At 63.8% G+C, this 26,246-nt stretch carries 25 protein-coding genes; 8 read left to right on the top strand and 17 right to left on the bottom strand.

Annotated elements, in window-relative coordinates; genetic code table 11:
* Positions 1-57: 57 nt before the first annotated feature.
* Entirely contained in the window at positions 58-738 is a 681-nt protein-coding gene (locus tag ACN9MX_RS15540; protein ID WP_363736589.1) for a spermidine synthase, read from the top strand.
* A gap of 281 nt (positions 739-1,019) precedes the next feature.
* On the opposite strand, the gene ACN9MX_RS15535 is transcribed toward ACN9MX_RS15540, so the two are convergent.
* The 3 genes from ACN9MX_RS15535 to ACN9MX_RS15525 are packed head-to-tail and all read right to left on the bottom strand — an operon-like array spanning position 1,020 to position 2,641.
* A complete protein-coding gene (locus ACN9MX_RS15535; protein WP_363736588.1) occupies positions 1,020-1,499 on the bottom strand; it encodes an SRPBCC family protein in 480 nt (159 codons plus the stop codon).
* Positions 1,492-1,839 (bottom strand): ArsR/SmtB family transcription factor, encoded by a 348-nt coding sequence (locus ACN9MX_RS15530; protein WP_133651537.1) that lies wholly within the window; start codon positions 1,837-1,839, stop codon positions 1,492-1,494. Before ACN9MX_RS15530 ends, ACN9MX_RS15535 begins: the two co-directional genes overlap by 8 nt.
* 58 nt (positions 1,840-1,897) lie before the next feature.
* Positions 1,898-2,641, bottom strand: a complete 744-nt coding sequence (locus ACN9MX_RS15525) for a UTRA domain-containing protein (protein WP_363829361.1) — start codon at positions 2,639-2,641, stop codon at positions 1,898-1,900.
* Positions 2,642-2,802: 161 nt separating this feature from the next.
* On the opposite strand from ACN9MX_RS15525, the gene ACN9MX_RS15520 reads away from it, so the two are divergent.
* The 7 genes from ACN9MX_RS15520 (at position 2,803) to ACN9MX_RS15490 (ending at position 11,205) form a co-directional block, all read left to right on the top strand.
* On the top strand, positions 2,803-3,753 hold the full coding sequence (locus tag ACN9MX_RS15520) for an ornithine cyclodeaminase family protein (RefSeq protein WP_363736584.1): 951 nt from the start codon (positions 2,803-2,805) through the stop codon (positions 3,751-3,753).
* Positions 3,754-4,019: 266 nt separating this feature from the next.
* Complete coding sequence (locus ACN9MX_RS15515; protein ID WP_363829358.1) at positions 4,020-4,730, top strand: cupin domain-containing protein; 711 nt, start codon at positions 4,020-4,022, stop codon at positions 4,728-4,730.
* A 273-nt stretch (positions 4,731-5,003) separates the two neighbouring features.
* Entirely contained in the window at positions 5,004-5,870 is an 867-nt protein-coding gene (locus tag ACN9MX_RS15510; protein WP_363829355.1) for a GNAT family N-acetyltransferase, read from the top strand.
* 31 nt (positions 5,871-5,901) lie between these two features.
* A complete protein-coding gene (locus ACN9MX_RS15505; protein WP_363829352.1) occupies positions 5,902-7,077 on the top strand; it encodes an alanine racemase in 1,176 nt (391 codons plus the stop codon).
* A 38-nt stretch (positions 7,078-7,115) separates the two neighbouring features.
* Entirely contained in the window at positions 7,116-8,396 is a 1,281-nt protein-coding gene (locus ACN9MX_RS15500; RefSeq protein WP_363829350.1) for an NAD(P)/FAD-dependent oxidoreductase, read from the top strand.
* On the top strand, positions 8,393-9,853 hold the full coding sequence (locus tag ACN9MX_RS15495) for an aldehyde dehydrogenase family protein (RefSeq protein WP_414714643.1): 1,461 nt from the start codon (positions 8,393-8,395) through the stop codon (positions 9,851-9,853). The genes ACN9MX_RS15500 and ACN9MX_RS15495 overlap by 4 nt, the downstream gene beginning before the upstream one ends.
* 26 nt (positions 9,854-9,879) lie before the next feature.
* On the top strand, positions 9,880-11,205 hold the full coding sequence (locus tag ACN9MX_RS15490) for an NAD(P)/FAD-dependent oxidoreductase (protein WP_363829348.1): 1,326 nt from the start codon (positions 9,880-9,882) through the stop codon (positions 11,203-11,205).
* A 111-nt stretch (positions 11,206-11,316) separates the two neighbouring features.
* Here the strand turns inward: ACN9MX_RS15490 and ACN9MX_RS15485 are convergent, their stop codons facing one another.
* The 14 genes from ACN9MX_RS15485 to ACN9MX_RS15420 form a co-directional block, all read right to left on the bottom strand.
* The gene (locus ACN9MX_RS15485) at positions 11,317-12,465 is read right to left on the bottom strand and encodes a M20 aminoacylase family protein (RefSeq protein WP_363829346.1); all 1,149 of its coding nucleotides are present in this window, start codon (positions 12,463-12,465) and stop codon (positions 11,317-11,319) included.
* 9 nt (positions 12,466-12,474) lie between these two features.
* On the bottom strand, positions 12,475-12,969 hold the full coding sequence (locus tag ACN9MX_RS15480; RefSeq protein ID WP_133651527.1) for an Lrp/AsnC family transcriptional regulator: 495 nt from the start codon (positions 12,967-12,969) through the stop codon (positions 12,475-12,477).
* 18 nt (positions 12,970-12,987) lie between these two features.
* Entirely contained in the window at positions 12,988-14,373 is a 1,386-nt protein-coding gene (locus ACN9MX_RS15475) for an aspartate aminotransferase family protein (RefSeq protein WP_363829343.1), read from the bottom strand.
* Between the two features lie 141 nt (positions 14,374-14,514).
* The gene (locus ACN9MX_RS15470; RefSeq protein WP_363736571.1) at positions 14,515-15,585 is read right to left on the bottom strand and encodes a tartrate dehydrogenase; all 1,071 of its coding nucleotides are present in this window, start codon (positions 15,583-15,585) and stop codon (positions 14,515-14,517) included.
* A gap of 91 nt (positions 15,586-15,676) precedes the next feature.
* On the bottom strand, positions 15,677-17,140 hold the full coding sequence (locus ACN9MX_RS15465) for an NAD-dependent succinate-semialdehyde dehydrogenase (RefSeq protein WP_363829341.1): 1,464 nt from the start codon (positions 17,138-17,140) through the stop codon (positions 15,677-15,679).
* Entirely contained in the window at positions 17,137-17,994 is an 858-nt protein-coding gene (locus ACN9MX_RS15460; protein ID WP_363829339.1) for a GNAT family N-acetyltransferase, read from the bottom strand. Before ACN9MX_RS15460 ends, ACN9MX_RS15465 begins: the two co-directional genes overlap by 4 nt.
* Before the next feature lie 203 nt (positions 17,995-18,197).
* Entirely contained in the window at positions 18,198-18,866 is a 669-nt protein-coding gene (locus ACN9MX_RS15455; RefSeq protein WP_133651522.1) for a haloacid dehalogenase type II, read from the bottom strand.
* Between the two features lie 139 nt (positions 18,867-19,005).
* Positions 19,006-19,932 (bottom strand): 2-hydroxyacid dehydrogenase, encoded by a 927-nt coding sequence (locus ACN9MX_RS15450; protein WP_363829336.1) that lies wholly within the window; start codon positions 19,930-19,932, stop codon positions 19,006-19,008.
* Positions 19,929-20,978, bottom strand: coding sequence for a PepSY-associated TM helix domain-containing protein (locus tag ACN9MX_RS15445; RefSeq protein ID WP_363829334.1), 1,050 nt, complete (start codon positions 20,976-20,978; stop codon positions 19,929-19,931). The genes ACN9MX_RS15450 and ACN9MX_RS15445 overlap by 4 nt, the downstream gene beginning before the upstream one ends.
* A 100-nt stretch (positions 20,979-21,078) precedes the next feature.
* A complete protein-coding gene (locus ACN9MX_RS15440) occupies positions 21,079-23,235 on the bottom strand; it encodes a TonB-dependent siderophore receptor (RefSeq protein WP_363829332.1) in 2,157 nt (718 codons plus the stop codon).
* Positions 23,236-23,610: 375 nt separating this feature from the next.
* Entirely contained in the window at positions 23,611-24,225 is a 615-nt protein-coding gene (locus tag ACN9MX_RS15435; RefSeq protein ID WP_363829331.1) for a hypothetical protein, read from the bottom strand.
* A 1-nt stretch (position 24,226) separates the two neighbouring features.
* A complete protein-coding gene (locus tag ACN9MX_RS15430; RefSeq protein ID WP_363829328.1) occupies positions 24,227-24,955 on the bottom strand; it encodes a HupE/UreJ family protein in 729 nt (242 codons plus the stop codon).
* A 9-nt stretch (positions 24,956-24,964) separates the two neighbouring features.
* On the bottom strand, positions 24,965-25,345 hold the full coding sequence (locus ACN9MX_RS15425) for a hypothetical protein (protein WP_363829326.1): 381 nt from the start codon (positions 25,343-25,345) through the stop codon (positions 24,965-24,967).
* 28 nt (positions 25,346-25,373) lie between these two features.
* Positions 25,374-26,117, bottom strand: coding sequence for a DUF4198 domain-containing protein (locus ACN9MX_RS15420; RefSeq protein WP_363829323.1), 744 nt, complete (start codon positions 26,115-26,117; stop codon positions 25,374-25,376).
* Positions 26,118-26,246 lie beyond the last annotated feature (129 nt).

Below are 26,246 nucleotides of genomic sequence, written 5' to 3'. Positions count from 1 at the left end.
GCCGCGCCGCATTGCCGTAAAGCCCCCGCTGGCGACGAAACGCCGGGAGCAGATGATATGCAGGCACGCGAATTCATAGGATCGGCGCAGGTTCCCGGTGGCGAGGAACTGACCCTCTATCGGCGGGGCGGGGATTTCATGATCGTGCTCGACCGCAACGAGCTGATGAGCAGCCGGATGAGCGGATCGGAGGAGGCGCTGGCCAATCTCAGTTGCGAGCGGCTGCGCGGCCGGGCGCGTCCGCATCTGCTGATCGGCGGTTATGGCATGGGGTTCACGTTGCGGGCGGCGCTGGCGGCCCTGGACGACACGGGAAGCGTGACAGTGGCGGAACTGGTGCCGGAGATCATCCAATGGGCGCGCGGGCCGATGGTGGAACTGGCCGCAGGGTGCCTGGACGATCCGCGCGTGCGTCTGGTCCAGGCGGATGTGGCCGATGTGATCGGCGCGGCGCGCGGCGTGTACGACGCCATATTGCTCGACGTCGATAACGGGCCGGATGGGCTTGTGCGTCAGGCGAACGACCGCCTCTATTCGGCGCAGGGCATCGCGGCCGCCATCGCCGCGCTGAAGCCGGGCGGCATATTGGCGATCTGGTCCGCTGCTCCCGACGCAAGCTTCGCCCGCCGCCTTTCCCGCGCCGGCCTGGCCGTGGAGGAGGTCGCCGTGCGCGCCCGCAGCAACGGGAAGGGGCCAAGGCATGTCATCTGGTTCGCCACGAAGGGCCCGCGAAGCTGACGCCTGGCTGATCGCCGGCGGGTGTTCGACCAGTGATCGGTTCCTATCGCTTGGAAAATCGCTCTAGCTGGAGGTGGGCTGTCACAATGCAGGTGGCGGACTTCGCAGCGCAGCTTGTGTGCAAGGAAAAACTCTATCGCGGCCTGGCTCAGCGCTTTCTGGAAAGGGCTGAGCCACCCGCCGCATCAGATCGGCAGAACTGAAGGCGGGCGACCGTCCGGACCGGGAGCCGCCCGCTTTCCGGGAGCAGGCCTGCTCCCGAAGGCGTTCGCCAAGTGGCCTCAATCGCCGATGCCGGCCAGCAATTGGTCGAGCTGCGCCAATTGTTCCGGCAATGTCGCTGCCGAACCTTGCAGCGCTTCTTCCAGCGCCGCGGCGGATGGATAGATTTCGTGGAAGCGCAATAATGTCTTTCCGCCCTGATCCTCGAAAGTCACGGTCGTGATCGCACCCTCTTCGCCTTCATCATTGGTCCAGACGATGCGTTCGTTCGGCACTACTTCGAGATATTTGCCGTAGAAGGCCATGCTGTCCGAACCGCCGGTGCCGAATTCCAGGCGATATTTGCCACCCGTGCGGACGTCCATGTCGCATGAGAGGAGCGAAATGCCCGATGCGGATCTGGGCATCCACCAGCGCTGGAACAATTCGGGCTGGCTCCACGCCTGGTAGACCATGCTGGGCGGCGCGTCGAACAGCCGCGTCACGAGAAGTTCGCGAGTCCCCTTGCGTTCGACGGTCGTGCGGTTTTGCTCATTCATCCCTTCTCTCCTGCTTCATTTCGTCGATGATGGCGTCCAGGGCGTCGAAGCGGGCCTCGAAGAGCTTGCGACAGGACTCGATCCATTCGGCCTCCGCGCTGAGGTCGCATTTTCCAAGCGCGCATTTGCGGACCCGTCCGATCTTCCGCGTGACGACGAGTCCCGCCCGTTCCAGCACCTGGACATGCTTCTTCATGCCCGTCAGCGTCATCTGGAACTGGTCGGCAAGGCTGGTGATGGACGCGTCGCCCCGGCCAAGCCGCTCCACGATTCCCCGGCGGGTCGCATCGGCCAGCGCCGCAAAGGAGAGATCGAGGGGAGGTGTTAAACACTGAACCATATGGTTCAGTATCTACGCGATTCGCGCGGAAACCGCAACTGGTTGCGATCCTGCAGCTTCAGCGGTGCTGATTGTCCCTGGGATCGAGATTGCGGATGGAGCCCGTGAGTGCGGAATGGCTTCCTGCCCGCAACATGCGCGCGACGGTCACGACCCCTTCGGGCGACCAGGTCCGGCGCACGACTTCAAGCAGCGGCGTGCCGGCGTCGATGTCCAGCAACGCCATTTCGCGCTGGGATCCTGTGACGGCGCGCAGGACCTCCGTTCCCTGGCGATTGGGTTTGACGAGCATGAGGCGGGAAAACATCGTCTGGCTCGTCAGGTCCATCTCCATCGCGTCCGGAAGGAATCGCGGCGCGATCAGCCGGTCTTCCAGCTCTATCGGCCGATCGTCTTCATGATGAAGGACAATGGCATGGAACAGCATCTCCCGCGGAGACATGTTGAACGCCGCAGCTTCCTCAGGCGACGACTCCCGCAATTCGCGACGCAGCACCTGGGCCTTGTGGCGCCCGCCACGGCGCGTGATCTCCTTGATGATGTCATGGTGGCGATATTCCGTTACATATTCGCTCGGTCCGGCGACGAAGGTGCCGGACCCTGCCCTTCGAATGAGGAATCCGCGCGCCGCCAGGTCGCGCAACGCGTGATGAACCGTCATGCGGCTGACCCTGAACAGGTCGGTCAGGGCCTGCTCGGACGGAATGCGATCCCCGGCCTGCCACTCGCCGCTCATGATCCGGCTGGTGACATGGGCGATGATCTGACCGCGCATTCCCGATGAAAGCTCTGTCCTGTCCATCGCATGGTCCTAGAGCATCGCGGGGCAGAGTGGGAACCGCTTTTGCGCTTGCGAGGGTGCGTCAACAACTGCTTGGCGGGCCCAGGAAAATCTGTATATACATTTTGTGCGGCGCAACGGTTCTGTGCCGGCAGGATTCCACCATCGTCAGGACGATCAAGATGAAATTCATATCCGAGGAAATGTCAGCGTCGCTCATCTCGCACGAAATGGCGTATCAGGCTGCGCGTGAGGCATTCATCGCGGTCGGACGCGACGCCGTCATCTTTCCTGCGGTGTTGGCTCATGGCTCTGCGCCCACGAACCGGATGTCGATCAAGTCTGCGTCGACGTCGACCTTTGCAGGCCTGAAAGTGGGTTCGTTCTGGCCAGGTAATGCCGAACAGGGACTTCCCCGGCACAATTCGCTGATATTGATGTTCGATCAGGATGTCGGCCGGATCGAATGGGTGATCGAGGCCGGGAAGGTGAACGCCTATCGCACGGCTGCTGGGGATGCCGTTGCCGCGGACGCGCTCGCCCGGGAAGATTCGTCGATCCTGTCCGTTTTCGGGGCCGGCAATCAGGCCTTTTACGAGTGCGTTGCCCTCGCGCGCATCCGCCCGATCAAGCAGGTCCTGGTGGTGGCGCGGGACGAGGCGAAGGGGGATGCCTTCGTCGACCTGCTGGCGAAGGCAGGATTGGACGCAGAGCGCGCCGATGCGGAAACCGCTTGCCGGCGGGCCGATATCGTCGTGACCGCGACGCCTTCGCGCGCGCCCCTGTTCGACGCGGACTGGATCAGGCCCGGCACCCATGTCGCCAGCATGGGGTCGGATGCGGCTGGCAAGCAGGAGCTTCCGCCGGCCCTGTTCGAGCGGGCTTCGCTGTTCTGCGACCTGGTGCCGCAGGCTGTGGTAATGGGTGACCTTCAGCATTTTGAGGGCGATCATCGCCTGATCACCCCCATCGGCGACGTCCTGAGCGGACAGGCGCAGGGCCGCACCTCTGCCGAACAGATCACGCTTTTCGACAGTTCGGGAATTGCATTGCAGGATTTGACGATTGCCCAACATCTGATAGCGGCGCGCAACAGGTCCGCGATCCCCGCTGAACTTTCAGACGGCGGCTGAACCGCTTTCGTCGCGGCAGATGATGCCGATTCCGACAGGCGCAGGATCAGCCTATGCCAATGCCGGGGGCAATTATGGCGTCTTTGACAAAGTCATATCCATAGAATGCCCGGCAGGCACATCGCATTCATGAATTCCCTGCGGCCGACTGGATGGTTTTCAAGGCGCGGCATCGCCCTGCGGCGCGATGTCCGGGCCAGATAGGCGGCAGTCCTGAAGGGAAATGGCATGACCAATCCTCACGACCTTTCAGGAGCTTTCGGATTATGAGCATCGTTATCGACCGGCAGGTTGACGCCGTCATCGACATGCGCGCCTATGCGGCTGGCGCGACACCTTCCGGCGACTGGTTTCAGGGCCGTTCGGAACCCGCCTTTTCCGATGCGGCGGTGGAAGTTGCCGCTTTCGCGCTGCGCGGCGAAGGGCAGGTCGACAGGCTTTTGACCGACGAATGCGTCCTCGTCCTTCAGGGGCGCCTCGAAATCGAGAGCGGGGCCGGCAGGCTGGTGGTCGAGGCGGACAATGGCGCGGTGCTGCCGGTCGGCAGCAGCTTCCGTTGGCGCGCATCGGACGATCTTCTGGCCATCATCTACGCCGCGCCGACCCAGGCTGCCGGCAATGTTTCGGAACCGGTGCTGATCGACAAGAATGCGGTACTGTCGCCCTCGAACCCGCCGGCGTCGGAAAATTTGCTTGGCCCGGTTCCGACCTGCCGCTCCCACTCGGACTATATTTCCGCCAACAGGGAGTTTGCCTGCGGCATCTGGGATTCGACGCCCTATCATCGTCGTCTCATTCCCTATCGGCAGGTCGAACTGATGCTGCTGCTCGACGGGAAGGTGACCTTCACCGACGACAAGGGCAGCGTGACTTTCCAGAAGGGTGATGTGTTCATGTTCGTCCGGGGCGATGGCTGCGCCTGGCTGAGCGAGGAATATGTCAGGAAGCTCTATTCGATCCAGCGTCCGGTCGCCTGAGGCGGAACGAAAAGTGGCAGGGCGCGAACCGCTCCGTCAGGCAGCACGCGCCCTTTTCCGGATGGCATCCCTGTCACGGCATCATCTGTCGAGCCAAATGCATCGCACCGCAGGACAGCTTCGCCTTATCGAGACATTCAGGAGATTTTGCCAGCAGTAACGGGCTTAATGACGGTTGCCAGCATGCCGCAGACGTGCAGCATAATCGACCAGGGGTGCGGATGATCCTCGTCGCGGATCGTGCGCGGAAATGAAAATGGGTGAACGTTCCAGATGACGATATCTGCCTCTTCCTCAGCCCGGCCGACGGCGGGCGACGCGATTCCGCTGGAGGCTCGTCACCTTGCCCAGGCGCATGCCCTGTCGCAGGCTCTCGATTGGCCCTATCGCATCGAGGATTGGGCCTTCGCCCTCCAGTTGGGCCGGGGCTTTGCGGTCGAGGCTGATGGCGAACTTGTCGGCACCGCGCTGTGGTGGCCCTATGGCGCCGACCATGGTTCCGCCGGGATGATCATCGTCGCGGACAAGGCGCAGCGGCAGGGGATCGGCGCGAAATTGATGGATGCGCTGCTGGCTGATGCGAAAGGGCGCACGGTTATTTTGAATTCGACGCTGGAGGGCGAGGCGCTGTACCGCCGGCTGGGCTTCACGCCCTATGATGCGGTGTACCAGCATCAGGCGATATTGGCGCAGGCGCCCGAGATCGGACCGTCGGAGCTGCTTCGCGCCGCCGGTCCGGAGGATCGGGCTGCGCTGATAGCGCTCGACAGGGAAGCTTCCGGCATGGACCGCGCGGCATTGCTGGACGGGCTTGCCGCTATCGCCGACATGCGGCTGGTTGTGCGGAACGGTCGCGTGGCGGGCTATGGCTGCGTGCGCCGCTGGGGTCGCGGCCATGTGATCGGACCGGTCGTTGCCCGCGACGCGACGGATGCGCGCGCGCTGATCGCCGCGCTTGCCGCAAGGCATGTCGGCGACTTCGTCCGGATCGATGTCACGGAAAGCTGCGGCCTCTCCCCCTGGCTGGAAAGCATCGGCCTGCCGCGGGTACATCAGGTCCTGTCCATGTCGCTTGGCGAGCCGCCCCAGGGCGGACCGGAAGCGCGCCTCTACGCCCTTTCCAATCAATCGCTCGGCTGATCCGCGCCATGACCTCAGCAAGGTGGATATCATGACCCAGAATTCCTTCCCCATTGGCGATGCCCCGATCGCCGAAAGCCTGGAGACGATCGAGACTCCGGCCCTTGTCCTGGACGTGTCGAAGGTCGACAGGAATGTCGCGCGGCTGCGCGCGCGCCTTGCCTCGCTGGGCGTCGCTTTCCGTCCGCATGTGAAGAGTGCCAAGTCGATCGATGTGGCCCGGCGACTGTTCCCGGACGGGCGCGGACCGATTACCGTCTCGACCCTGGCGGAGGCGGAATATTTCGCCGAAGGCGGCTTTACCGACATCACCTATGCCGTCGGCCTTGGCCCCGACAAGATACAGCGCGCGCGCGACCTGGTGGCACGGGGCGTCGACCTGTCCGTCCTGATCGATTCCATCGAACAGGCGCAGGAGCTGGTCGATGCGGCTCGGGACGGCAAGGCCATGCCGGCTGTCCTCATCGAAATCGACTGTGACGGGCACAGGGGCGGCCTGCTGCCCGACGATTCCATGCTGCTCGTCATCGCCGATGCACTGCGGGCGGGGGGTGTCGATCTGCGCGGCGTGCTGACCCATGCGGGCGAATCCTATGGCGCGCGCGGCGGCGTCGGCCTGCCGGAAGCGGCCGAGGGCGAGAGGGCGGCGGCGGTGGCGGCGGCACAGCTTTTGCGCGAAGCCGGGCACCCGGTGCCCGTCGTCAGTGTCGGATCGACGCCGACGGCCCATTTCGCCCGGAATCTGGAGGGCGTGACGGAAGTGCGCGCCGGAGTGTTCATGTTCTTCGATCTCGTCATGCATGGCATCGGGGTATGCGGGATCGACGATATCGCGCTTTCCGTGGTGGCGACCGTGATCGGCCATCGCCGGGAGAAGGGGTGGATCCTGACCGACGCAGGCTGGATGGCTATGTCGCGGGACCGCGGCACGCAGAAGCATCCCGTCGACCAGGGCTATGGCCTGGTCTGCGATATTGACGGCAGGCCCTTCAACGACCTCATCATCGAGGATGCGAGCCAGGAACATGGCATCATCAAGGTACGGCCGGGCAGCGACGCGCCGCTTCCCGATCTCGCCATCGGCACGCGCGTCCGGGTGCTGCCCAACCATGCCTGCGCCACCGGCGCGCAGCACGATTGCTACAAGGTGGTGGCGAATGGCGGCCGCGACATCGCCATGACCTGGCCGCGCATGCGGGGCTGGTAAAGACTGTGATCGCTGTTCCTTGCAATGGATAGACGCGCATGAAGATGACTTCCTACTGGCTCGATACGGCAACCCCCTTCGCATCGGGTGCGCAGGGCGGGCCCCAGGGTACCGCCGACGTCGCGGTGGTGGGCGGGGGCTTCACCGGCCTCTCCGCCGCGCTTGCGCTGGCCAGGAAGGGGGCGAAGGTCGTCGTGCTGGAGGCGGATCGCGTCGCCGGCGCGGCCTCCGGCCGCAACGGGGGCATGTGCAACAACGGGTTCGCGCAGGATTATGCCGGCATGTGCGCGCGCCTTGGCACGGAACGCGCGAACATGCTCTATCGCGCCTTCGACGCCGGGGTGGACCTGGTCGAGACGATCGTTGCCCGGGAAGGGATAGACTGCCATTTCGGCCGCGTGGGCAAGCTGAAGCTGGCCGCCAAGCCGGAACATTATGACAAGATCGCCCGGTCGCAGGAATTGCTGGCCCGCGAGGTGGACCCACAGACCCGTATGGTGCCGCGTTCGGAGATGCGCGCGGAAATCGGGTCCGACCGTTATTTCGGGGGCATGCTCTACGAAAAGAGCGCGAACATGCACATGGGCATGTTCGGCCAGGGACTGGCGGAGGCGGCGACGCGGCATGGCGCGATCATCCATGAACATAATCCGCTGGTCCGCATCAGGCGGACCGCCGGCCAGGCGCATGAGCTGACGACGCCGCACGGAAGCGTGCGCGCCAGCCAGGTGCTGCTGGCCACGGGTACATCGGCGACCGGCCCGCTGGGCTGGTTCCGGCGGCGGATCGTGCCGGTGGGCGCCTATCTGATCGCCACCGAGCCCCTGTCGACCGAACAGCTCGACCGGCTGACCCCCCGTCGCCGCAACACCACCGACACGCGTCATTTCGTCAATTATTTCCGCACTTCGCCGGACAACCGGCTCATCTTCGGTGGCCGCGCGCGGTTTTCAGGACGCAGCGATCCCAGAGCCGACGCGAAGAGCGGGATCATCCTGCGTCGTTCGATGGTGGAGGTCTTTCCGGAACTGGCGGATGCGCGGATCGACTATTGCTGGGGCGGCATGGTCGACATGACCCGCGACCGGCTGCCCCGCGCGGGCGAGCGTGACGGGTTGTTCTATTCCATGGGCTATAGCGGCCACGGCACGCACATGGCGACCTATATGGGCGCGATCATGGCGGAGGTGCTTGACGGCCGCGCCGATCTGAACCCCTGGCGCGATTTCGACTGGCCCGCCATCCCCGGCCATTTCGGCAAGCCGTGGTTCCTGCCGTTCGTGGGCGCCTATTATCGCTTCAAGGACATGGTGGAATGACGACGAACCTGGCCGAAATCATGGGGTCCGTCGTGGACAATATGGGTTGCGCCTATATTGACGGTGCTTGGGTCGAGCTCCCTGGCGCGCAGACGCTGCCGGTGATCGATCCGTCGAGCGGCGAAAGCATCGCCGAAGTGGCGGCAGGGACGTCGGTTGACCTCGATCGCGCCGTTGCCGCCGCGCGCCGCGCTTTTCCGGCCTTTGCCGATTCCCCGATGGAGGCGCGCATCGCGCTGCTGGAGCGGATCCATGCATTGATCCTCGAACGCGCCGAGCCGCTGGCGCGGATATTGACGCTGGAAATGGGCGCGGCGATCGGTCATGCGCGGGCGGCGCATGTCTCGCTGGCGGCCGCGCACGTCCAGGCGGCGATCGACGTGCTGCGCGACTATGACTTTCTGACGATGCGCGGCAGCACCGCCATCGTGCGCGAGCCGATCGGCGTCTGCGCGCTCATCACGCCCTGGAACTGGCCGCTCTACCAGATTACGGCAAAGGTCGCGCCGGCACTGGCGGCGGGATGCACATTGGTGTTGAAGCCCAGCGAACTGTCGCCCCTGAGCGCGATGATGTTCGCCCAGATCGTGCATGACGCGGGTGCGCCCGCCGGCGTGTTCAACCTGGTCAACGGGACGGGATCGGAGGTCGGTGCCGCCATGGCCGCTCACCCGGATGTGGACATGATCTCGATCACCGGGTCCAACCGGGCGGGCGTTTTGGTGGCGCAGGCCGCCGCGCCCACGGTCAAGCGGGTGACGCAGGAACTGGGCGGGAAATCGCCCAATATCCTGCTGCCCGACGCGGATTTCGAACGGGTGGTTCCGCTCGGCGTGATGGCCGCCTTCCGCAATGTCGGCCAGTCATGCAGCGCGCCCACGCGCATGATCGTTCCCCGCGACCGCCTGGCCGAGGTGGAGGCGATCGCGCGCGCCACGGCGGAATCCATCGTCGTCGGCCCTCCGGGGGAGGAGGCGACCGTGATGGGTCCGATCGCGAACCGGGCGCAGTTCCATCGCGTGCAGACGATGATCGCCGCGGGCCTGGACGATGGCGCGCGGCTGGTCTGCGGCGGCGCCGGTCAGCCGGAGGGGCTGGAGCAGGGCTTTTTCGTCCGCCCCACGATCTTTTCCGACGTGACCTGCGCCATGCGCATAGCCCAGGAAGAGATATTTGGACCGGTACTCGTCATCATGCCCTATGATGATGTCGATGAGGCGGTGGACATGGCCAATGACAGCATGTTCGGCCTTGGCGGCCATGTTCAGGGCAAGGACATGGAACAGGCGCGCAGCATCGCCCGGCGCATCCGCACCGGCCAGGTGCACCTCAACCATCCCGCCTGGGACCCGCACGCGCCGTTCGGGGGCTACAAGCGATCCGGCAATGGACGCGAATATGGCGCCTTCGGCTTCGAGGAATATCTTGAGGTCAAGTCCATCCTCGGCTTCGCCTGACCTTTCGGCTTACTGGAGACTTCATCATGCCCGCGCCGATGCGTTTCATCCAATCCTCGCCAACCCTGCCTGCGGAGGCCGATGCCGTCATCATCGGCGGTGGCATCATCGGCACCTTCGCGGCCTATTATCTGGCGCAGCGCGGCCTGAAGGTCGCGCTGGTCGAGAAGGGCGTCGTGGGCGGGGAGCAATCGAGCCGCAATTGGGGCTGGTGCCGGCAGCAGAACCGCGATGAGCGCGAACTGCCGCTTGCGACCAAGGCGCTCGACCTTTGGGAACAATTCGGCATTGAGAGCGGCGAGGAGACCGGGTTCCGCCGCTGCGGGCTGTTCTATGTCAGCAACGACGAGTCCGAGATAGAGACCTGGGCGCGCTGGGGCGAATATGCCCGCTCGATCGGCGTAAAGACGCGAATGCTCAACAGCCAGGAAGCGACTGAAAGGGGCCAGTTCACGAAGCAGGTCTGGAAGGGCGGCGTGCACTCGCAGATGGACGGCATCGCCGATCCGGGCCTGGCCGTTCCCGCGGTGGCGCGCGCGGTAATGGCCCTGGGCGGCACGGTGCACCAGGCCTGCGCGGCCCGCGGGATCGAGACGACCGGCGGCGCGGTGAGCGGCGTCGTGACCGAACGTGGCACCATCGCCACGAACCTTGTGATTCATGCGGGCGGAGCATGGGCATCGTCGTTCATGCGGCAGCTTGATGTGCGTTTTCCGCAGGCCACCGTGCGCCAGTCGATCCTTGCGGTGGGCACCGGCCACATGAGTCTGCCGGACGCGTTCTATGGCGATTCCATGTCGATCACGCGGCGCGGCGACGGGGCCCATAGCCTGGCCTATAGCGGGCGGGCCAAGGTCGATCCGACCATGCAGTTCCTGCGGTTCCAGAAGCAGTTCATCCCGATGTTCAGGCAGCGCTGGAAGAAGGTGTCGCCCGGCGGGCTGCAGGGCTTTCGCGCAGGGCACGAAACGCTTTCGCGCTGGGTGCTCGACCGGCCGACGCCGATGGAGGCGCGCCGCATTCTCGATCCCGTTCCCGATCCCAAGACTATCCGGCTCACTGTCGAGCGCGTTTCTCGGCTGATCCCGGAAGTGGCGCGGGCGCCCATGGTGGGGGCGTGGGCAGGCTTTGTCGACAGCACGCCCGATGGCGTTCCGGTGATTGGCGAGATACCGGCCGTTCCTGGCCTTATCCTTGCGGCGGGCTTCAGCGGCCACGGCTTTGGTATCGGACCCGGCGCGGCGCATCTGGTCGCCGATATCGCCACGGGCCATGACCCAATTGTCGATCCGCACCCCTACCGGCTGGCGCGTTTCACGCCGGGCGAGAAGATCGACGTCTCGGAATTCTGAGGCGCTGCAGGTGGAACGGGCAGGAGGGGGCGATCAATGTCTCCTCCGGACGCGAGAAAAAACGCAACGGATCGACGCCGGGTCACAGCCAACGGCCCGCCAGGCAAAGGGTCAGGGCGCCAGATGACGCTCGGCCAGCGCCACATGGAGCCGAACGCCCAGTTCCAGTACATCGTCGTTGAAGTCATAATGCGGGTTGTGCAGCGGGGCAGATCCCTCCGCCCTAGCCTGCCCCAGCCAGATATAGGCCCCCTTGCAGGCCTGTAGCATGAAGGCGAAATCTTCCGAAGTGAAGGCCGGGTCCGGCGCAAGGATCGCAGTGCCCACCGACGCGGCGGCGGCGAATGCCTCCTGTGCGGACTCGGCATCGTTGATCGTCGCGGGATAATATCTTGTGTAATCGACCGAGACGGTGAGCTCCCCCGCCTGCGCGACGCCTGCGGCGATCTGCCGTATCGAGTTTTCGATCCGGTCCTGGACCTGAAGATCGAATGTCCGCACCGTACCGGTGACGGTGACGGCGTCGGGGATCACATTATGGGTGTGGCCTCCGTGGATCTGCGTGATCGACAGAACTGCCGAGGCGGTCGGCGGGATTCGACGCGATATGATGCTGTTCAATTGCTGCACCAGCGCGGCGGCGCCCAGTATGGCGTCCGGCGTGCTGTGCGGTATCGCCGCATGGCCGCCGCGACCCTCCAGCCGGATCTCGAACTTGTCGGCCGCGCCCATAATGGGTCCGGGACGCGTCGCGATCGTACCCGCGGGAAGGTCGGGCCAGTTATGCAGGGCGAACACCCGGTCGCAGGGGAAGCGGTCGAACAGCCCCTCCCGCACCATTTCGCCGGCGCCGCCATGGCCTTCTTCCGCGGGCTGGAAGATGAAATGGATGGTGCCGTCGAAATGGCGGGTTCTGCTCAGATGCTGCGCTGCGCCCAACAGCATGGCGACGTGCCCGTCATGACCGCATCCGTGAAAAGTGCCGGGCGTCCTGCTGGCGTAGGGCAGGTTGGTCTGCTCCTCGATCGGCAGCGCGTCCATGTCGGCGCGAAGGCCGATGCTGCGCGAAGACGTGCCGTTGCGCAGCACGCCCACCACGCCGGTCCGGCCGATCCCCTCATGCACCTCCAGCCCCAGCGCGCGGAGTTGTTCGGCAATTCGTCCGGCGGTTCGATGTTCGCGGAAGCCCAGTTCGGGATGGGCGTGAATGTCGCGGCGGAACGCCACCAGCGGTTCGATCAGGTCGGCAATGTCCGTCATGGCCATATTCTATCGCTGCTCGCCGAAGAGATGCTGGATGGGATAATGATGTTTGATGAAAGGGGATTTGATCACGACATAGCTGAAATATTTCTCGATGCCGTAGTCGCTTTCCAGCATTCCTTCGATGATCGACTGGTAATGGGCGACGCCACGCGTCACGAATTTCAGCAGATAGTCATAACCGCCGCTCACCAGATGGCATTCGACGATCTCGTCCAGCTTCCGGATGCGCGCTTCGAAGCGGGAAAAGTCGCCGGAACGATGCTCCGTCAGCGTGACTTCGGTAAAGACGGTCAGATATTCGCCCAGCTTGTGCAGGTTTATCTCGGCGCCATAGCCGGTGATATAGCCCGCCTTTTCCAGGCGCTTCACGCGCGTCAGGCAGGGACTGGGGGAGAGGCCGACCGCGTCAGCCAGCTCGACGTTAGTGATGCGGCCGAATTGCTGAAGCTGGGCAAGGATCTTGAGGTCGATCCTGTCCAGCTTGGGTCCAACCAACATTCTCGTCCCCCTTATGTGCTATCGTAACACGGCCCGAATATCCGCCTCTTCGAGCAGATCGTCCAGCGTCTTGCGGATACGTCCGAAAATCTCGTCCATCTCGCCGTCCGACGCGCAGAGCGCGGGGGCCAGGCCGATGATATTGTCCCCGAAGGCGCGGAAAATGACGCCATTTTCATAACCCTTCGCGAACAGCCGGTCGGGCAGGCCAAGCGTCGGGTCGAAGCGGGTCTTGCTCTGCCTGTCCGCCACCAGTTCGATCGCGCCGAGCAGGCCGCGCCCGCGCGTGTCGCCCACCATCGGATGGTCGGCCAGCCCCGCCAGCCCCGCATCGAAACGCGCAGCGACCCTGCGTCCGTTGGCAAGGATCCCGCCCTCGGTATAGAGGCGCAGCACCTCCAGCCCGACCGCGGCGCTTACCGGATGGCCGGAATAGGTCGCGCCATGGCCGATCACGACTTCAGCCGCAGCGCCATTGGCTATGCCCTGATAGACGGCGTCCGACATGAGCACGGCGCCCATGGGCACATAGCCGGAGGTCAGCCCCTTCGCCACGGTCATCAGGTCGGGCGTCACATCCTCCGCCTCGCACGCGAACATGGGGCCGGTGCGACCGAAGGCGGTGATGACCTCATCCGCCACCATCAATATGTCGAGATCGTCGCAAGCCTGCCGCATGGCCTTCAGCCAGCCGACCGGCGGCACGATCACGCCGCCCGATCCCTGGATCGGCTCGCAGAAGAAGGCGGCGACGTTGTCCGCGCCAAGTTGCGCAACCTTGTCCTTCAGCTGCTGGACCGAGCGGGCGATGATGGCTGCGTCGTCCTCCAGGTCGCTGCGATAGGGATAGGGCGAGGGGATATGGTGCTGCCAGCGCAGCGGCAGGTCGAAGCCGCGATGGAAATTGGCGAGCGCGGTCAGCCCCGCGCCGGTGCTGCTGGAACCGTGATAGCCCCGTTCCAGCGCGATGCACTGTTTCTTGTCCGGCTTGCCGATGGCATTGTAATAATGGGTGATGTAGCGGATCGCACTGTCGACCGCATCGGACCCGCCCAGCGTGAAATAGACATGGTCGAGGCCCTCTGGGCTGAGTTCGACCAGCCTTTGCGCCAGCCGCACCGCCGGCTCGCTGCCGAAGTGGAAATAGCCGGTGGCGTAGGGAAGGCGGCGCATCTGTTCGGCCGCCGCCTCGACGACGCTCTCCTGGCCATAGCCGACATTGACGCACCACAAGCCGGCAAAGGCGTCGAGCAGTTCCCGGCCCTCCATGTCCTTCAGCCACATGCCCTTGCCGCTTTCGAGCAGCAGCGCGCCATGCGCCTCATGACCGCGGAAGGACGTGACGGGGTGGATCAGGTGGTCGCGGTCGATATCGATCAGAGAGCGGTTGGTTTGCAGCGTCATCGGAAGGCTCGCCCTGGTGGTACTGAAGGTAAAACTAGCCCGATATCGCAGGGCGAAAGTCCGATCTGAGGCGGGCGGCGGCCGGCGGCGTGCCTAATCGCCGACTGCCGCGGCACTTTATGCCGCGGCCGCTGATGCAGATCAGCTCAACGCGTCCGCGATCGCCCGGCCGCATTGTTCGGTATTGGCCTTGCCCTGGAGGTCGGCGGTGCGGAGCGCCGGTTCGGCCAGAACCGTTTCAACCGCGCGCATGATCGCGGCGGCGGCTTCGCTTTCGCCCAGATGGTCCAGCATCATTGCCGCCGACCAGATCTGGCCGACGGGGTTGGCGATCCCCTTGCCCGCGATATCGGGGGCGGAGCCATGGACCGGCTCGAACAGGGAGGGGGCCGTGCGATCCGGATTGATGTTGGCCGATGGCGCGACGCCGATCGTGCCGGTGCAGGCGGGGCCCAGATCGGACAGAATGTCGCCGAACAGATTGGACGCCACGACGACATCGAACCGATCGGGGTTCAGCACGAACTGCGCCGTCAGGATGTCGATATGATATTTGTCATGGGTGATGGCGGGATAATTTCTGGCCATCTCCTCCACCCGCTCGTCCCACCAGGGCATGGTGATGGCGATGCCGTTGGACTTGGTGGCCGAGGTGACATGCCCGCGCGGCCGCGTTGCGGCGAGTTCGAAGGCATAGCGCAGCACGCGGTCGGTGCCGTGGCGCGTCATCACCGTTTCCTGGATCACCACCTCGCGATCCGTGCCGGCGAACATCTTGCCGCCGACCGAACTATATTCGCCCTCCGTATTCTCGCGCACGACCCAGAAGTCGATGTCGCCGGGCTTGCGTCCGGCGAGCGGGCAGGGAACGCCGGGCATCAGCCGGACCGGACGCAGATTGACATATTGGTCATATTCACGCCGGAACTGGAGCAGCGAGCCCCAGAGCGAGATATGATCGGGCACCGTGTCCGGCCAGCCGACAGCACCGAAGAATATCGCGTCGGGATTGCCGATCTGCGCCTTCCAGTCATCGGGCATCATCTGGCCGTGCCGGGCGTAATAATCGCAGCAGGCGAAATCCTGCCACTTCTGCTCGATCGAAAAGCCGTAGAGGCTGGCCGCGCGCTCCAGCACGCGAATGCCCTCCACCATCACCTCCTTGCCGATGCCATCGCCGGGTATGACGGAGATGGAGTAGGTGCGGGTCATGGCGGTCGTTCCTTTCGGCGAAATGGGCAGGCGTTCGATGGGTCGTCAGCAAAGGATGTTCCCACGGCGCGGGAACATGACGAGAGGATGATTAGAGCTTCAGACCCCCGATGTGGAACGTCTTGGTCTCCAGATATTCCTCGATCCCGGCATGGGCGCCCTCGCGGCCCAGCCCGGACTGCTTGATGCCGCCAAAAGGCGCCATCTCCATTGCAATGCCGCCGGTGTTGAGCACGACCATGCCCGCCTCCAGCCGCTCGCCTACGCGGAAGGCGCGGTGGAGGTTTTCGGTGTAGAAATAGCTTGCGAGGCCAAAGCTGGTGTCGTTGGCGAGGGCAATCCCCTCCTCCTCATGGGTGAAGCGGAACAGCGGTGCGACGGGACCGAAGGTTTCCTCATCGGCCAGCCGCATGTCGCGCGTCGCGCCGGTAAGAATGACGGGCGTCGCGAAGCGATCGCCGCGTGCGCCCTCAGGCGCGCGGGCATAGAGGGTGGCGCCGCGGGCCAGTGCATCCTCGACATGCGCCTCCACCTTGTCGACGGCCGCCCGGTTGATGAGCGGGCCGATTGTCGCGCCGTCCTGATCGCCGGGCGCGACCTTCAGCGCGGATACCGCCTTTGCCAGTCTCCCGGCAAAGAGATCATAGACGCCGTCCTGGACCAGGATGCGGTTGGCGCAGACGCAGGTCTGGCCCGCATTGCGGAATTTGCTGGCCATGGTGGCGGCGACGGCAAGGTCGATATCGGCGTCGTCGAACACGATCAGCGGCGCATTGCCGCCCAGCTCCAGGCTCAGCCGCTTGATGGTGTCGGCGCTCTGGCGCATCAGCAGCGCCCCGACCCGCGTCGATCCGGTGAAGGAAAGCTTGCGCACCGTGTCGCTGCCGGTCAGCACGTTCCCGATCGGCGCGGCCTGCCCGGTCACGATATTGAAGACGCCCTTGGGAAAGCCCGCCCGCTCGGCCAGCTTCACCAGGGCGAGCGCGCTGAAGGGGGTCAGTTCGGACGGTTTGACGACGACCGGGCATCCTGCGGCAAGCGCGGGCGCGCATTTGCGCGTGATCATCGCGGAGGGGAAGTTCCAGGGCGTGATCGCCGCCGACACGCCGACCGGCTCCTTCATCACCAGGATGCGGCGATTGGCTTCAGGGGCGGGGATCATGCTGCCGTCGATGCGGCGGCCCTCCTCGGCAAACCATTTGATGAAGCTGGCGGCGTAGCGGATTTCGCCTTCCGCCTCGGCGGTCGGCTTGCCCTGCTCGGCCGTCATGATCCGTCCGAGATCGACGACATTGTCCATCACCAGCGCATACCAGCGCTCCAGCAATGCCGCCCGCTCGCCCGCTGTCCTGGACCGCCACGGCCCCCAGGCCGCTTGCGCCGCGTCGACGGCAGCCCGCGTTTCATCCTCGCCGCAGTCGGGAATGGTGCCCAGCACGGCGCCGGTTGCCGGGTTGTCGACGTCCAGTGTCGCGCCGGATGCCGCACCGACCCATTCGCCGCCGATAGAGGCGCGTTCCACGAGCAGCGAGGGGTCGTTCAGGGAGAGAGTCATCCGAGTGCCTGTGTTGTTAGAGTGAAAGTCCTGACGGACGAGCCGGCTTTGACAGGCCTGCCGCGCCGCATGCGCAACACGCTGCCGACGCGGGGGAGGCCAAGCTCCTCCAGCCAGTCGGAAAGGCCGCTTTCCTCTGGCACGTCCAGGCGGCAGAACATGCCGCTGTTGAAGCCCAGCCAATGGGAGATCAGCGCCTTGGCGCCGCTGGTGTCGGGGGCGACGGTCGGCCCGACCACATAGCCGCGCCCGAACCGACGGAACAGCGCGAATCCGACAGGCTGGTTGCCGCGCGTCAGGACCACCCCCTGTGCACCGGGAACCAGCGCATCGAGCAGCGCGTCACGGTTCATTCCGGTCGCTTCGCGGGCGAGGGCGCGCAACATGTCCATATCCTTGCTGCCCAGCGGCCGGACCCGTTCGTCGGGGATCAGTTCGGCCATGGGCACGGCGAAGGCGGCGCCCTGATGCTGGAAGACGGGGCCGACCTCTTCGAAGCCGAGCGCGCGGCAGAGTGGCACGCCTTCAGCGGGCGCGTTCAGCAAAACGGTGCGGTCGCCCAGTTCGTCCAGCACCGCATCCATCAGGCGGCGGCCCGTTCCCTCGCCCCGCACGCTGGGCGAGACGATGACCATGCCCAGGGTGGCCGCATCCGTGCCATAGAGCCAGGCCATGGCCGTGCCGACCACCTTGCCATCGCATTCCGCGACATAGCCGAAACCGAGCTGGAAGAGCATTTCCCAGTCCTCGATCCTGTGCGGCCATTTCTGTTCGCGGGACAGGTCGCGGGCAGCGGCCAGATCCCCGGCGACCATGCGCCGCAGATCCACCCTCGTTTCTATGCCTGCCACCATGCACCTTGCTCCTTCGGCGGCGAAGACCGCCCTTGATCCTGAATCGATGGCCGGGAAACTAGGCTGCGCCAACAAGCATTAGCTGCTGCCTTCGCTCAATTTTTGGAAGAAAATCGCGGAGATTTTCCTGCCCGCCCCGGCAAATGCCGCCCTGCTTGCCCCAGGGAGAGGGAAGGCAGGCAGGGCGGCCTTCCTCGACAATGTCAGAGGCCGACGACCGCTGGCAGGCAACCGATGTGCGGGATTTCCACGTCGCGATAGAAGGCGTTGGACGGTTCATGCCCGCGACCCACGAACACCCGGCAACCGAAATGCAGGTCGGTGGCGGTATTCTGGTCGTAGCGGAAGCTGGAGGAAACATGCATCATTTCTTCCGGCTTCGCGCCCAGCTGGTCGAACATATATTCGAACGCCTGCCGGCGGGGCTTGTAGGCCTGCGCCATCTGCGCGGTATAGACCGCATGGAATGGCGCGCCCAGCAGGGCGACATTGTGGTGGATCTGGTCGTTCATCGCGTTGGACAGGATGACCAGCGGAATCTTGTCGCCGATCTTCGACAGGCCGCCGGGCACGTCGGCATGCGGACCCCAGGTGGGTACGCGGTGGTAGACGGCATCGGCATCCGCCTCGCGATAATCCACGCCCCACTGCTTGCAGACGCGGCGCAGCGAGTTGCGAAGGACCTCCTGATAGGGTTCCCACGCGCCAAGCACCTGATCGAAGCGGTAGGTGGCCCAATCCTGGCAGAAGGCCGGAAGATTTTCGGCGGCGATGCGATCGGCCATGAATTCGGTGGCCATTTCAGTCATGCGGAAACGGGTCAAGGTTCCGTAACAGTCGAAGCTGATATATTTCGGTCGGAAATCAGTCATGGATCAATTCCCCCTGATTGGGTCGCTGTTCAACAGGATCATTACGCCACGTCCTGCCCGCAACATGTTTCCGATTGGTCCGGGCAGGACGGTTGTTCGGGCTTTTTGTCGGGGCCTTTCGGCATAGTTTGCCGTGCCTTCAATATCCCTGATTCCGATCGACTTCGCCATCGGGCGGCAGGCCCGCCTGAAGCCGCCTGATATTGGCGATCAGGGCGCGCGCGCCGCTGTCCGCGCGGGTTGAGCTGGCGATATGCGGGGTCAGGATGATGCGCGGATGGTCCCAGAAGGGGTGGGACCGGGGCAGGGGTTCCGTTTCGGTCACATCCAGCACGGCGCCGGAAATATGGCCTTCGTCCAGCAGCGGCGGCAGATCCTGCTCCACCAGGTGCCCGCCCCGGCCAGCATTGATCAGCGCGGCGCCACGCGGCAATCCGGAAAGGGTTTCCCGGCACAATATGCCCCTGGTTTCAGCCGTCAGCGGCAACAGGCAGATCAATATGTCGCAACCCGCAAGGAAGGCGTCCATCTCCTCCGGTCCGGCGTGGCAGGTGACGCCCTCGATCGCATGGCGCGACCGGCTCCATCCCGAAAGCGGAAAGCCGAACGGGCGCAGCGCCTGCAGGACGGCCTGCCCCATCTGGCCCAGTCCCATCACGCCGATCCGGCGGGCGGCGGCGGGAACCAGCTTGATCGCGTCCCAGCGATGCTCGCGCTGCGCAATGCCGTAATCGATGAAGTGGCGGTGCAGCATCAGCACGCTGCCGCAGACATATTCGACCATGCCCTCGATCAGCCCCGGTTCGATCATGCGGATCAGCCGGACATGCGGCGGCAACTTGCTCATGTCGAACTGGTCGACGCCCGCTCCGATCGAAAACAGCACTTCCAGGCCGGTCAACCGTTCGAGCAGTTCGCGGGAGGGATCCCAGGCGGCGAGATAGCGGACGGCCGCCGGATCGCGCATCTCGTCCAGCGTCATGAAGCCGACATCGGGCGCCTCCGCCGCGAAGATGTCGCGCCATACGCGTCCGCGCTCTGTTTCGGAGGTGTAGAGGAGGGTCATGCAGTCTGCTTTCTGGAGGAGGACCGGCGGCGCGCGGCCTGCGCCTGCCACCACATCAGCGGTCCGGTTAGGGAAAGGGCAAGCAGCGTCAGCGCCGCGACCATCAGCACCACCGGGCCGATCGCGCCGAAACTGTCGCCGGCATGCAGGGGCAACACCGTCATCCAGAGCGCGCGGCTGTCTTCGGCCCTCGTTACGCGGACAATATTCGGCCCGGCGATCGTCAGCACCGCGCGATGCACGGCGCGCGGATTGCGTTCGGGGGCGGCGAAATTGACGATGATGCGATCGCCGGTCAGGCGGAAATCGCGCAGGGCGCTGCGCGGGAAGGCCCTGTGCGCCCGCGTCAGTGCCCGGTCGATCGTCGTCGCGCTCGCCGTGGGCCGCAAGGATATGGGGGCGGCTGCGTCGAACAGGTCGGGTGTCGCCAGCAGCAGCCCGGTCAACGCCATGAACGCCAGCAGCGCCGACATGACCACGCCGGCGGTCCGGTGCAACTGTCGCAGCACCAGTCGAAACGCCAGCGTCCAGCGGACCGAGAGCTGCTTTGAAAGCGGGCCGCGCTTTGGCCACCAATAGGCAAGGCCTGTCACCGCCATCGCCAGCAGGGCGAGCGCGTTCAACAGTACGACAGTAGCGCCCGCCTTGCCCGTCATCAGCCGGTAGTGGATCTGGAGCGCGGCCTCGATCGGGAAGGCCCAGGTCGATCCGGCCCGCAATATGCGCCCGCCGGCCGGATCGACCGATGCATAGCGCTGTGCCCCATGGGGGCCGGTGAGTTCGGCAAGAAAGGTCGCGCCTTTCCCGCTGGGCGCGTAGAGGCGGGTGACGGCAAAGCCGGGGAACGCGCCCGCCGCCCGCGCTGCCGCCATGCCGGGGGAAATGCCGGGCGCCGATCCGTGGCTGACCATCCCCGCTGGATCGATCCAGCGCGCCACCGGGCCACGATAGAGCAGCAGCATGCCTGTCATCGCCTGCACCGCCAGCAGAGTCGCCATGGCAAGGCCGGTATATTTGTGCAGGCGAAGCCATTGCGCCCGGGTCATGGGTGATCTCCCAAAATAAAATACCGCCGGCGACCCTACAGGCTTGGAGGGTGGGTCGCCGGCGGCCGTTCGGGCCTTGAAGGCCCGAATGAACGGAACGTCAGAAGTTGAACGAACCGCGGACCGTGAAGGAGCGGGGCGCTCCCGGCTGGATCCATAGCGCCGCATAAGAACTGGCGTAGTACTTTTTGTCGAAGAGATTATTCACGTCCGCCGATATCTTGATCTGGTCGGTGATGTTGAACGATCCTGTGATCTTGGCGATGGTATAGCTGGGAAGGAAGAAAGTAGTCGCCGTTTCGCCCAGGCGACGACCAACATAGTTCACGCCCGCGCCCAGCATCGCCTTGTGCTCGCCGACCGAGAAGGTCTTGAACAATAGGGCATTGCCCTGATGCTTGGGAATGTTGATCAGCGGATCGCCCACGCGGATTGGAGCGGCGAAGTTGGGATCAAGCGCATTCACGTCCCATCCGGCGTCCGTGTAGGCATAGGTCAGGAACAGTTCGAAACCAGCCGGAAGCTTGGCATTGACATCAAATTCCACGCCCTTGCTCTTGGCTGCGCCCACTGGCAGGGAGAAGCCCGCATTGACGGGGTCGGTGGTCAGCACATTGTCCTTCTTCATCGTGAAGAGCGACAAGGTGCTGGTGATCTTGCCGTCCAGCGACACATATTTCGCGCCGACTTCATAGGATTTGCTGATTTCCGGATCGAAGGGCTGCCCGCTGAAGCCCGTTCCGCTGTTGGGACGGAAACCCTTTCCGTAGCTGGCATAGATGGAAACGGTCTTGGTGGGTTCGAACACGAGACCGGCCATCGGGCTGAACTTGGTATAATGCTTGCTCACGAACGGGAGGGTGATGCTCGCCCGGTTGGCGATATCCTGCGAGAAATCATCATAGCGCCCGCCAAAGCGAACCTTGAACTGTTCCGTGATCTCGATCTGGTCCTGAGCATAGATGCCCCAGGCCTTCTGGATCTCGGTCGCGTTCTGAACCACGCCGGTTGGAGCGGGGGCAGGAATATTGTAATTTGGATTGAAGATGTTGATCGAATAGGACTGATCGGCCGCGGTTGGACGATAGCGCAATTGGAAGGTATCGATCTTGAACCGATCCCAGTCCGCGCCTATGCGGATATTGTGCACGATCGACCCGGTGTCGAACTTGCCGCTGATTTCGCCGCGGAACACCATATGGGTGGTGCTGTAGTCGCGATAGCGACGCTGGCGTGACAGGGTCTGGCCGTCATTGTCGATCATCTGGCGGCTCAGGACCAGTTCAGGATCGCTGGAATAACCGCGGAAGATGGTGTCCTTGTACCCCGCACCCAGCATCAGTGTCCAGTCATCGCTGAAATCATGCTGATATTGCGCCTGATGCCCCAGAACCTTTACCTTGATAGGACCATTATTGGGATCGCCCAGGAACCGGGAATTGGGGATAAGGCCGAGCTGATAATTGGTGATCACCCCACCGACAACTGTCGGAACGGCCACCACGCCGCGGTCGAACGGCACTTCCTGGTTCACATATTCCATTTCATAGGTGAAAAGGTCGTGGTCCGAGAATTTCGCGAGCAGCGACGGCGTCAGCACATATTTGCGGGTGTGCACCGTGTCGCGGAAGCTGTCGGCATCCTCGACCGCGCCATTCAGGCGCACCGCGAACATGTCGTTCAGAGGCAGGTTGAAATCGCCTTCGACCCGATAGGTGTTCCAGCTGCCGCCGGCCACGCCGAAGCTGCCGAAGGATTTTTCGAGGACCGGTTTCTTGGTCACGATATTGACGGTGCCGCCCGGTTCTCCGCGACCGAAGAGCGCGGAGTTCGGTCCCTTCAGCACTTCCACGCGCTCGACATTGGATGCATCGCGCGGACCGCCATAGCCGCGACCGCCGTTGAAGCCGTTGACCAGGAAGCCGCTCGGGAAATTCTCGTCCCCGGCGAAGCCACGAATGGCGAAGCTGTCCCACAGGCCGCCGAAATTATTCTGCTTCGAAATGCCGCTGGCCAGTTCCAGCGCGGTGTCGAGGCGGGTGATGTTGAGATCGTCCAGCAGCTTGCCGTCAAGGAACTGCACGGCCTGCGGAATTTCCTTCACCGGCGTGTCGCCGAAATATTGCCGCTTCATGGCGGTGACGACGATCGTGCCGTCCCCGGCATTTCCTGCCGTCTGGGCCTGCGCGCCCGATGCCAGGGCAAGGGAGGCGGTGCTGGCGGCCAGTGCTATTTGGAACGCTGAAATTGTCTTCATTTTATTACCCCTTTTCTGATCGCCATGTCCTAAGTCCTGCGAATTGGGGTGATCCGGCGATAAGTTTACCCCTCTCCCGTCAGACATCTTGCGTGTCCTTTTGGCCGGCGCCGGTCACGGAGCGTTTTGTCGCCTCTTATTGAAAACAGACTAAGGCTGGATTACAAAAATATTACCGCAAATTCATCTGCCGCCACGGCCGAAAATTGTGAGATGAAGAACCACACGGCAGAATCGGCCGGGCCGTTTCGAGAGATTGCGCAAGGTCCAGGATCCCCGGTGGACATTGGCTTTCCAAGGAGGAGGGCAAGCGCGCCATCTCACGCTGCGATGCACTGGTGAGTGCCGCCGCAGGCCCTGTCCATCGCAAGGACGTCATTCGGATTCCGGCAGGAAGAGATTCTTGTAGAAACCGACCGTCTTCACCGTAACGGTGACCGGCGTCTCCCCCTTGTTGCGGAAGTACCAACCGTGGGTGCCGTCGAAAGGAGCGGTGAAATCTCCCTGTCCGCCGGTCATTTCCAGTTCCTTCCAATAGTCGGTGAAGGAACCGTCCGTCGCGGCCAGCTTCTCGCCATGCATTTCCGCCTTTACGGGGCCGCCGGATGATTTCCATTGGAAGACGAAACTGTCACCCTTCGTCATATGGGCTTTCACTTCCCGGCCGCTGTGCGGCGCCAGGCTGATGGTCTGTTCGTCCTGTCGCCATGCAGTGGTTTTGGCGATTGCATCCTTGGTGGGCATGGGCAGGGCGCCCTTTGCGACGGGTGCCTGTGCTGGCGAGGGGATCTGCTTCGCTTCGCCGGACACCATGCCGGTCAGGCCCAGCGCGGTGCCGATGCCGGTCGGATCGATGCCATATTCCGCGGGCAGGACGAACAGCGTCAGGATCGCGATGGCGGCGGTCGCCGCGCCCCCGGTCGCTTTGGCCAGGCTGGAGCGGGAGGGAGAGATATGCGTGGGAAGCGTGGCAATGGTTTGCGAGTTCATGTCATGCTCCTTGCATGAAATAGCCCGAAAGCTGGAAACCGATCAGAACGAAGCCTGCCGTCATCAGCGCGGCGTTGGCGAAGATGGCGCTGCGGCGAAAGCTGTCGGTCCTGCGCCAGAAGTTCATGAGGATCAGGATGACGGTCAGTGCCATGAACTGGCCCATTTCCACCCCGATGTTGAAGCTGATGAGATTGGGGATCAGACCGTTCTGGGCAAGTGTCAGTTCCTGGATCTTCGTCGCAAGGCCGAAACCGTGAAAGAAGCCGAAGATCAGCACCGCTGCCTTGGGATTGGGCGAAAAGCCGAACCAGGTCCGGAATCCATCCAGATTGTCGATCGCCTTGTACACGACGGACAGGCCGATGATCGCGTCGATGAGGAAAGGATTGGCCCGGATGTCGAAAAGGACGCCCAGCAACAGCGTAGTGCTGTGACCGACGGCGAACAGCGTCACATAGGCGCCGACATCCTTCAGGCGATAAAGGAAGAAGATCACCCCGGCCAGAAACAGCAGATGATCATATCCGGTGACCATATGCTTGGCGCCCAGATACATATAGGGGATGATGTTGACGCCCGAAGCGCCTTCGATGAAGGCCTTGTCGTTTTCGTTGACGCCATGCGCCCAGATCGGGGAGCAGGCGAACAGCAGGGCCAGTCCCACGATGAGCAGCGCGACCCGCCGCACCGTGGAACCATCGAGCGGGGGGAGGGTCGCGTTGTTCATGCTCGCCTCTTACTTGGTCTGGAAGGTGGCGAAGGTCTTTGCGCCGCTCTTGTCGATCACCGCGACGACGACCTTGGCGCCTTTCGCGGGCTTGAAGCCCGGTGCGGTGAGCCTGTTGCCGCCGGCTGCCTTGAGCGGTGCCTCGGTCTTGGCGCCGCCGGCCGTCTGGGTCAGCTTTCCGGTGAACCCGGCCGCCGGGATCGGTTCATCCTCCTCGCTCAGATAGACATCGACGCCCTTTGGCCCGGTGACGAGTTCGAACATGGTCTCCCCTGTCATCTGCACCAGTCCGCCATGCTGCGGTTTCATGCTGCCATGGGCGATGGCCGTGGCAGGCAGGGCAGCAAAGGCGACAACGGCAAGTCCGGTGCGGAAAAGGTCGTATTTCATGGTGCTTTCTCCAAAATCAGACGGGCGATCATTCCGGCAGATGCGGCAGGACGAAGGCGAGCGAGGCGCGATATTCCTCATGATCGACCTTCTTGTCGGCCGTAGGGCCGACATAGATCGCCATCAGAACGTTGATGCCCTGGTTGCGCAGCTTGATCGTCGCTGTGCCGTCGGCTGCGGTCTTGGCAGGGGCGGCCTCGTCGGGATCGTTGATATAATCCTGCATGACGGTCGCTCCGGCGATCGGCTTGCCCTTGTAATAGACGCGCACCTTCATCGGCTCGCCCATCTTCTGGGGGATGTTGAGGTCCGCCGGCACGATCTGCAGCATATGGCCCTCGATCAACGGCACCGGCTTGGTCGGCACCTGGCCCAGATAGACGGCATATTTGAAATTATGCTCGGCCAAGGTCGCATTGGGCACTTCATCGCGCCCCTTGTTGTGCCACTCGCCGTCGGGCGTCTTGCTCCAATAGCCATAATCCACGACAGCGGCCACCGCAGCGAGCGGTTCGTCGCTGTCGACCACGGGAATGGGGCCTGCCGCACGCAGGGAGGTGTTCACCGGCGCCCAGTCGGCGTCATAGCCGGTCACGGATTTGACCAGCGGCAGGCGCTTCACCATATCGAGGTCGTCCGCGCCCACGCCATAGATGAGCGCGAGCTGCTTGGCGCGCTGCGCAAACCAGATGCCGTGAGCGCTGGCAGGAACGGCCAGTGCGGCCAGTGCGACGATGCCGATGCCGGCTTTTGCGATGCGGTGTAAGGCCATGTCCGAGCTTTCTCCATTCAACGGATATGCTACGGATGGTGTCTGAGTTTCCCGACTTAATGTGCCAAAGTCATGGGTCGCCGGAGCCGAATATGTCAACCCATGGAGGCGCGTCCACATATTATTCTC

The sequence above is a fragment of the Sphingobium sp. R-21 genome (assembly GCF_049913335.1).
Taxonomy (GTDB): Bacteria; Pseudomonadota; Alphaproteobacteria; order Sphingomonadales; family Sphingomonadaceae; genus Sphingobium.
Note: the sequence above shows the minus strand (reverse complement) of the source record. Positions and strands in the feature narration are given on the sequence as shown.

What these genes read in the sequence shown, in the direction of transcription:
- ACN9MX_RS15540 (WP_363736589.1), top strand. Translation starts at nt 58, where the DNA reads ATGCAGGCACGCGAATTCATAGGATCGGCGCAGGTTCCCGGTGGCGAG.
- ACN9MX_RS15535 (WP_363736588.1), bottom strand. Translation starts at nt 1,499, where the DNA reads ATGAATGAGCAAAACCGCACGACCGTCGAACGCAAGGGGACTCGCGAA.
- ACN9MX_RS15530 (WP_133651537.1), bottom strand. Translation starts at nt 1,839, where the DNA reads ATGGTTCAGTGTTTAACACCTCCCCTCGATCTCTCCTTTGCGGCGCTG.
- ACN9MX_RS15525 (WP_363829361.1), bottom strand. Translation starts at nt 2,641, where the DNA reads ATGGACAGGACAGAGCTTTCATCGGGAATGCGCGGTCAGATCATCGCC.
- ACN9MX_RS15520 (WP_363736584.1), top strand. Translation starts at nt 2,803, where the DNA reads ATGAAATTCATATCCGAGGAAATGTCAGCGTCGCTCATCTCGCACGAA.
- ACN9MX_RS15515 (WP_363829358.1), top strand. Translation starts at nt 4,020, where the DNA reads ATGAGCATCGTTATCGACCGGCAGGTTGACGCCGTCATCGACATGCGC.
- ACN9MX_RS15510 (WP_363829355.1), top strand. Translation starts at nt 5,004, where the DNA reads ATGACGATATCTGCCTCTTCCTCAGCCCGGCCGACGGCGGGCGACGCG.
- ACN9MX_RS15505 (WP_363829352.1), top strand. Translation starts at nt 5,902, where the DNA reads ATGACCCAGAATTCCTTCCCCATTGGCGATGCCCCGATCGCCGAAAGC.
- ACN9MX_RS15500 (WP_363829350.1), top strand. Translation starts at nt 7,116, where the DNA reads ATGAAGATGACTTCCTACTGGCTCGATACGGCAACCCCCTTCGCATCG.
- ACN9MX_RS15495 (WP_414714643.1), top strand. Translation starts at nt 8,393, where the DNA reads ATGACGACGAACCTGGCCGAAATCATGGGGTCCGTCGTGGACAATATG.
- ACN9MX_RS15490 (WP_363829348.1), top strand. Translation starts at nt 9,880, where the DNA reads ATGCCCGCGCCGATGCGTTTCATCCAATCCTCGCCAACCCTGCCTGCG.
- ACN9MX_RS15485 (WP_363829346.1), bottom strand. Translation starts at nt 12,465, where the DNA reads ATGACGGACATTGCCGACCTGATCGAACCGCTGGTGGCGTTCCGCCGC.
- ACN9MX_RS15480 (WP_133651527.1), bottom strand. Translation starts at nt 12,969, where the DNA reads ATGTTGGTTGGACCCAAGCTGGACAGGATCGACCTCAAGATCCTTGCC.
- ACN9MX_RS15475 (WP_363829343.1), bottom strand. Translation starts at nt 14,373, where the DNA reads ATGACGCTGCAAACCAACCGCTCTCTGATCGATATCGACCGCGACCAC.
- ACN9MX_RS15470 (WP_363736571.1), bottom strand. Translation starts at nt 15,585, where the DNA reads ATGACCCGCACCTACTCCATCTCCGTCATACCCGGCGATGGCATCGGC.
- ACN9MX_RS15465 (WP_363829341.1), bottom strand. Translation starts at nt 17,140, where the DNA reads ATGACTCTCTCCCTGAACGACCCCTCGCTGCTCGTGGAACGCGCCTCT.
- ACN9MX_RS15460 (WP_363829339.1), bottom strand. Translation starts at nt 17,994, where the DNA reads ATGGTGGCAGGCATAGAAACGAGGGTGGATCTGCGGCGCATGGTCGCC.
- ACN9MX_RS15455 (WP_133651522.1), bottom strand. Translation starts at nt 18,866, where the DNA reads ATGACTGATTTCCGACCGAAATATATCAGCTTCGACTGTTACGGAACC.
- ACN9MX_RS15450 (WP_363829336.1), bottom strand. Translation starts at nt 19,932, where the DNA reads ATGACCCTCCTCTACACCTCCGAAACAGAGCGCGGACGCGTATGGCGC.
- ACN9MX_RS15445 (WP_363829334.1), bottom strand. Translation starts at nt 20,978, where the DNA reads ATGACCCGGGCGCAATGGCTTCGCCTGCACAAATATACCGGCCTTGCC.
- ACN9MX_RS15440 (WP_363829332.1), bottom strand. Translation starts at nt 23,235, where the DNA reads ATGAAGACAATTTCAGCGTTCCAAATAGCACTGGCCGCCAGCACCGCC.
- ACN9MX_RS15435 (WP_363829331.1), bottom strand. Translation starts at nt 24,225, where the DNA reads ATGAACTCGCAAACCATTGCCACGCTTCCCACGCATATCTCTCCCTCC.
- ACN9MX_RS15430 (WP_363829328.1), bottom strand. Translation starts at nt 24,955, where the DNA reads ATGAACAACGCGACCCTCCCCCCGCTCGATGGTTCCACGGTGCGGCGG.
- ACN9MX_RS15425 (WP_363829326.1), bottom strand. Translation starts at nt 25,345, where the DNA reads ATGAAATACGACCTTTTCCGCACCGGACTTGCCGTTGTCGCCTTTGCT.
- ACN9MX_RS15420 (WP_363829323.1), bottom strand. Translation starts at nt 26,117, where the DNA reads ATGGCCTTACACCGCATCGCAAAAGCCGGCATCGGCATCGTCGCACTG.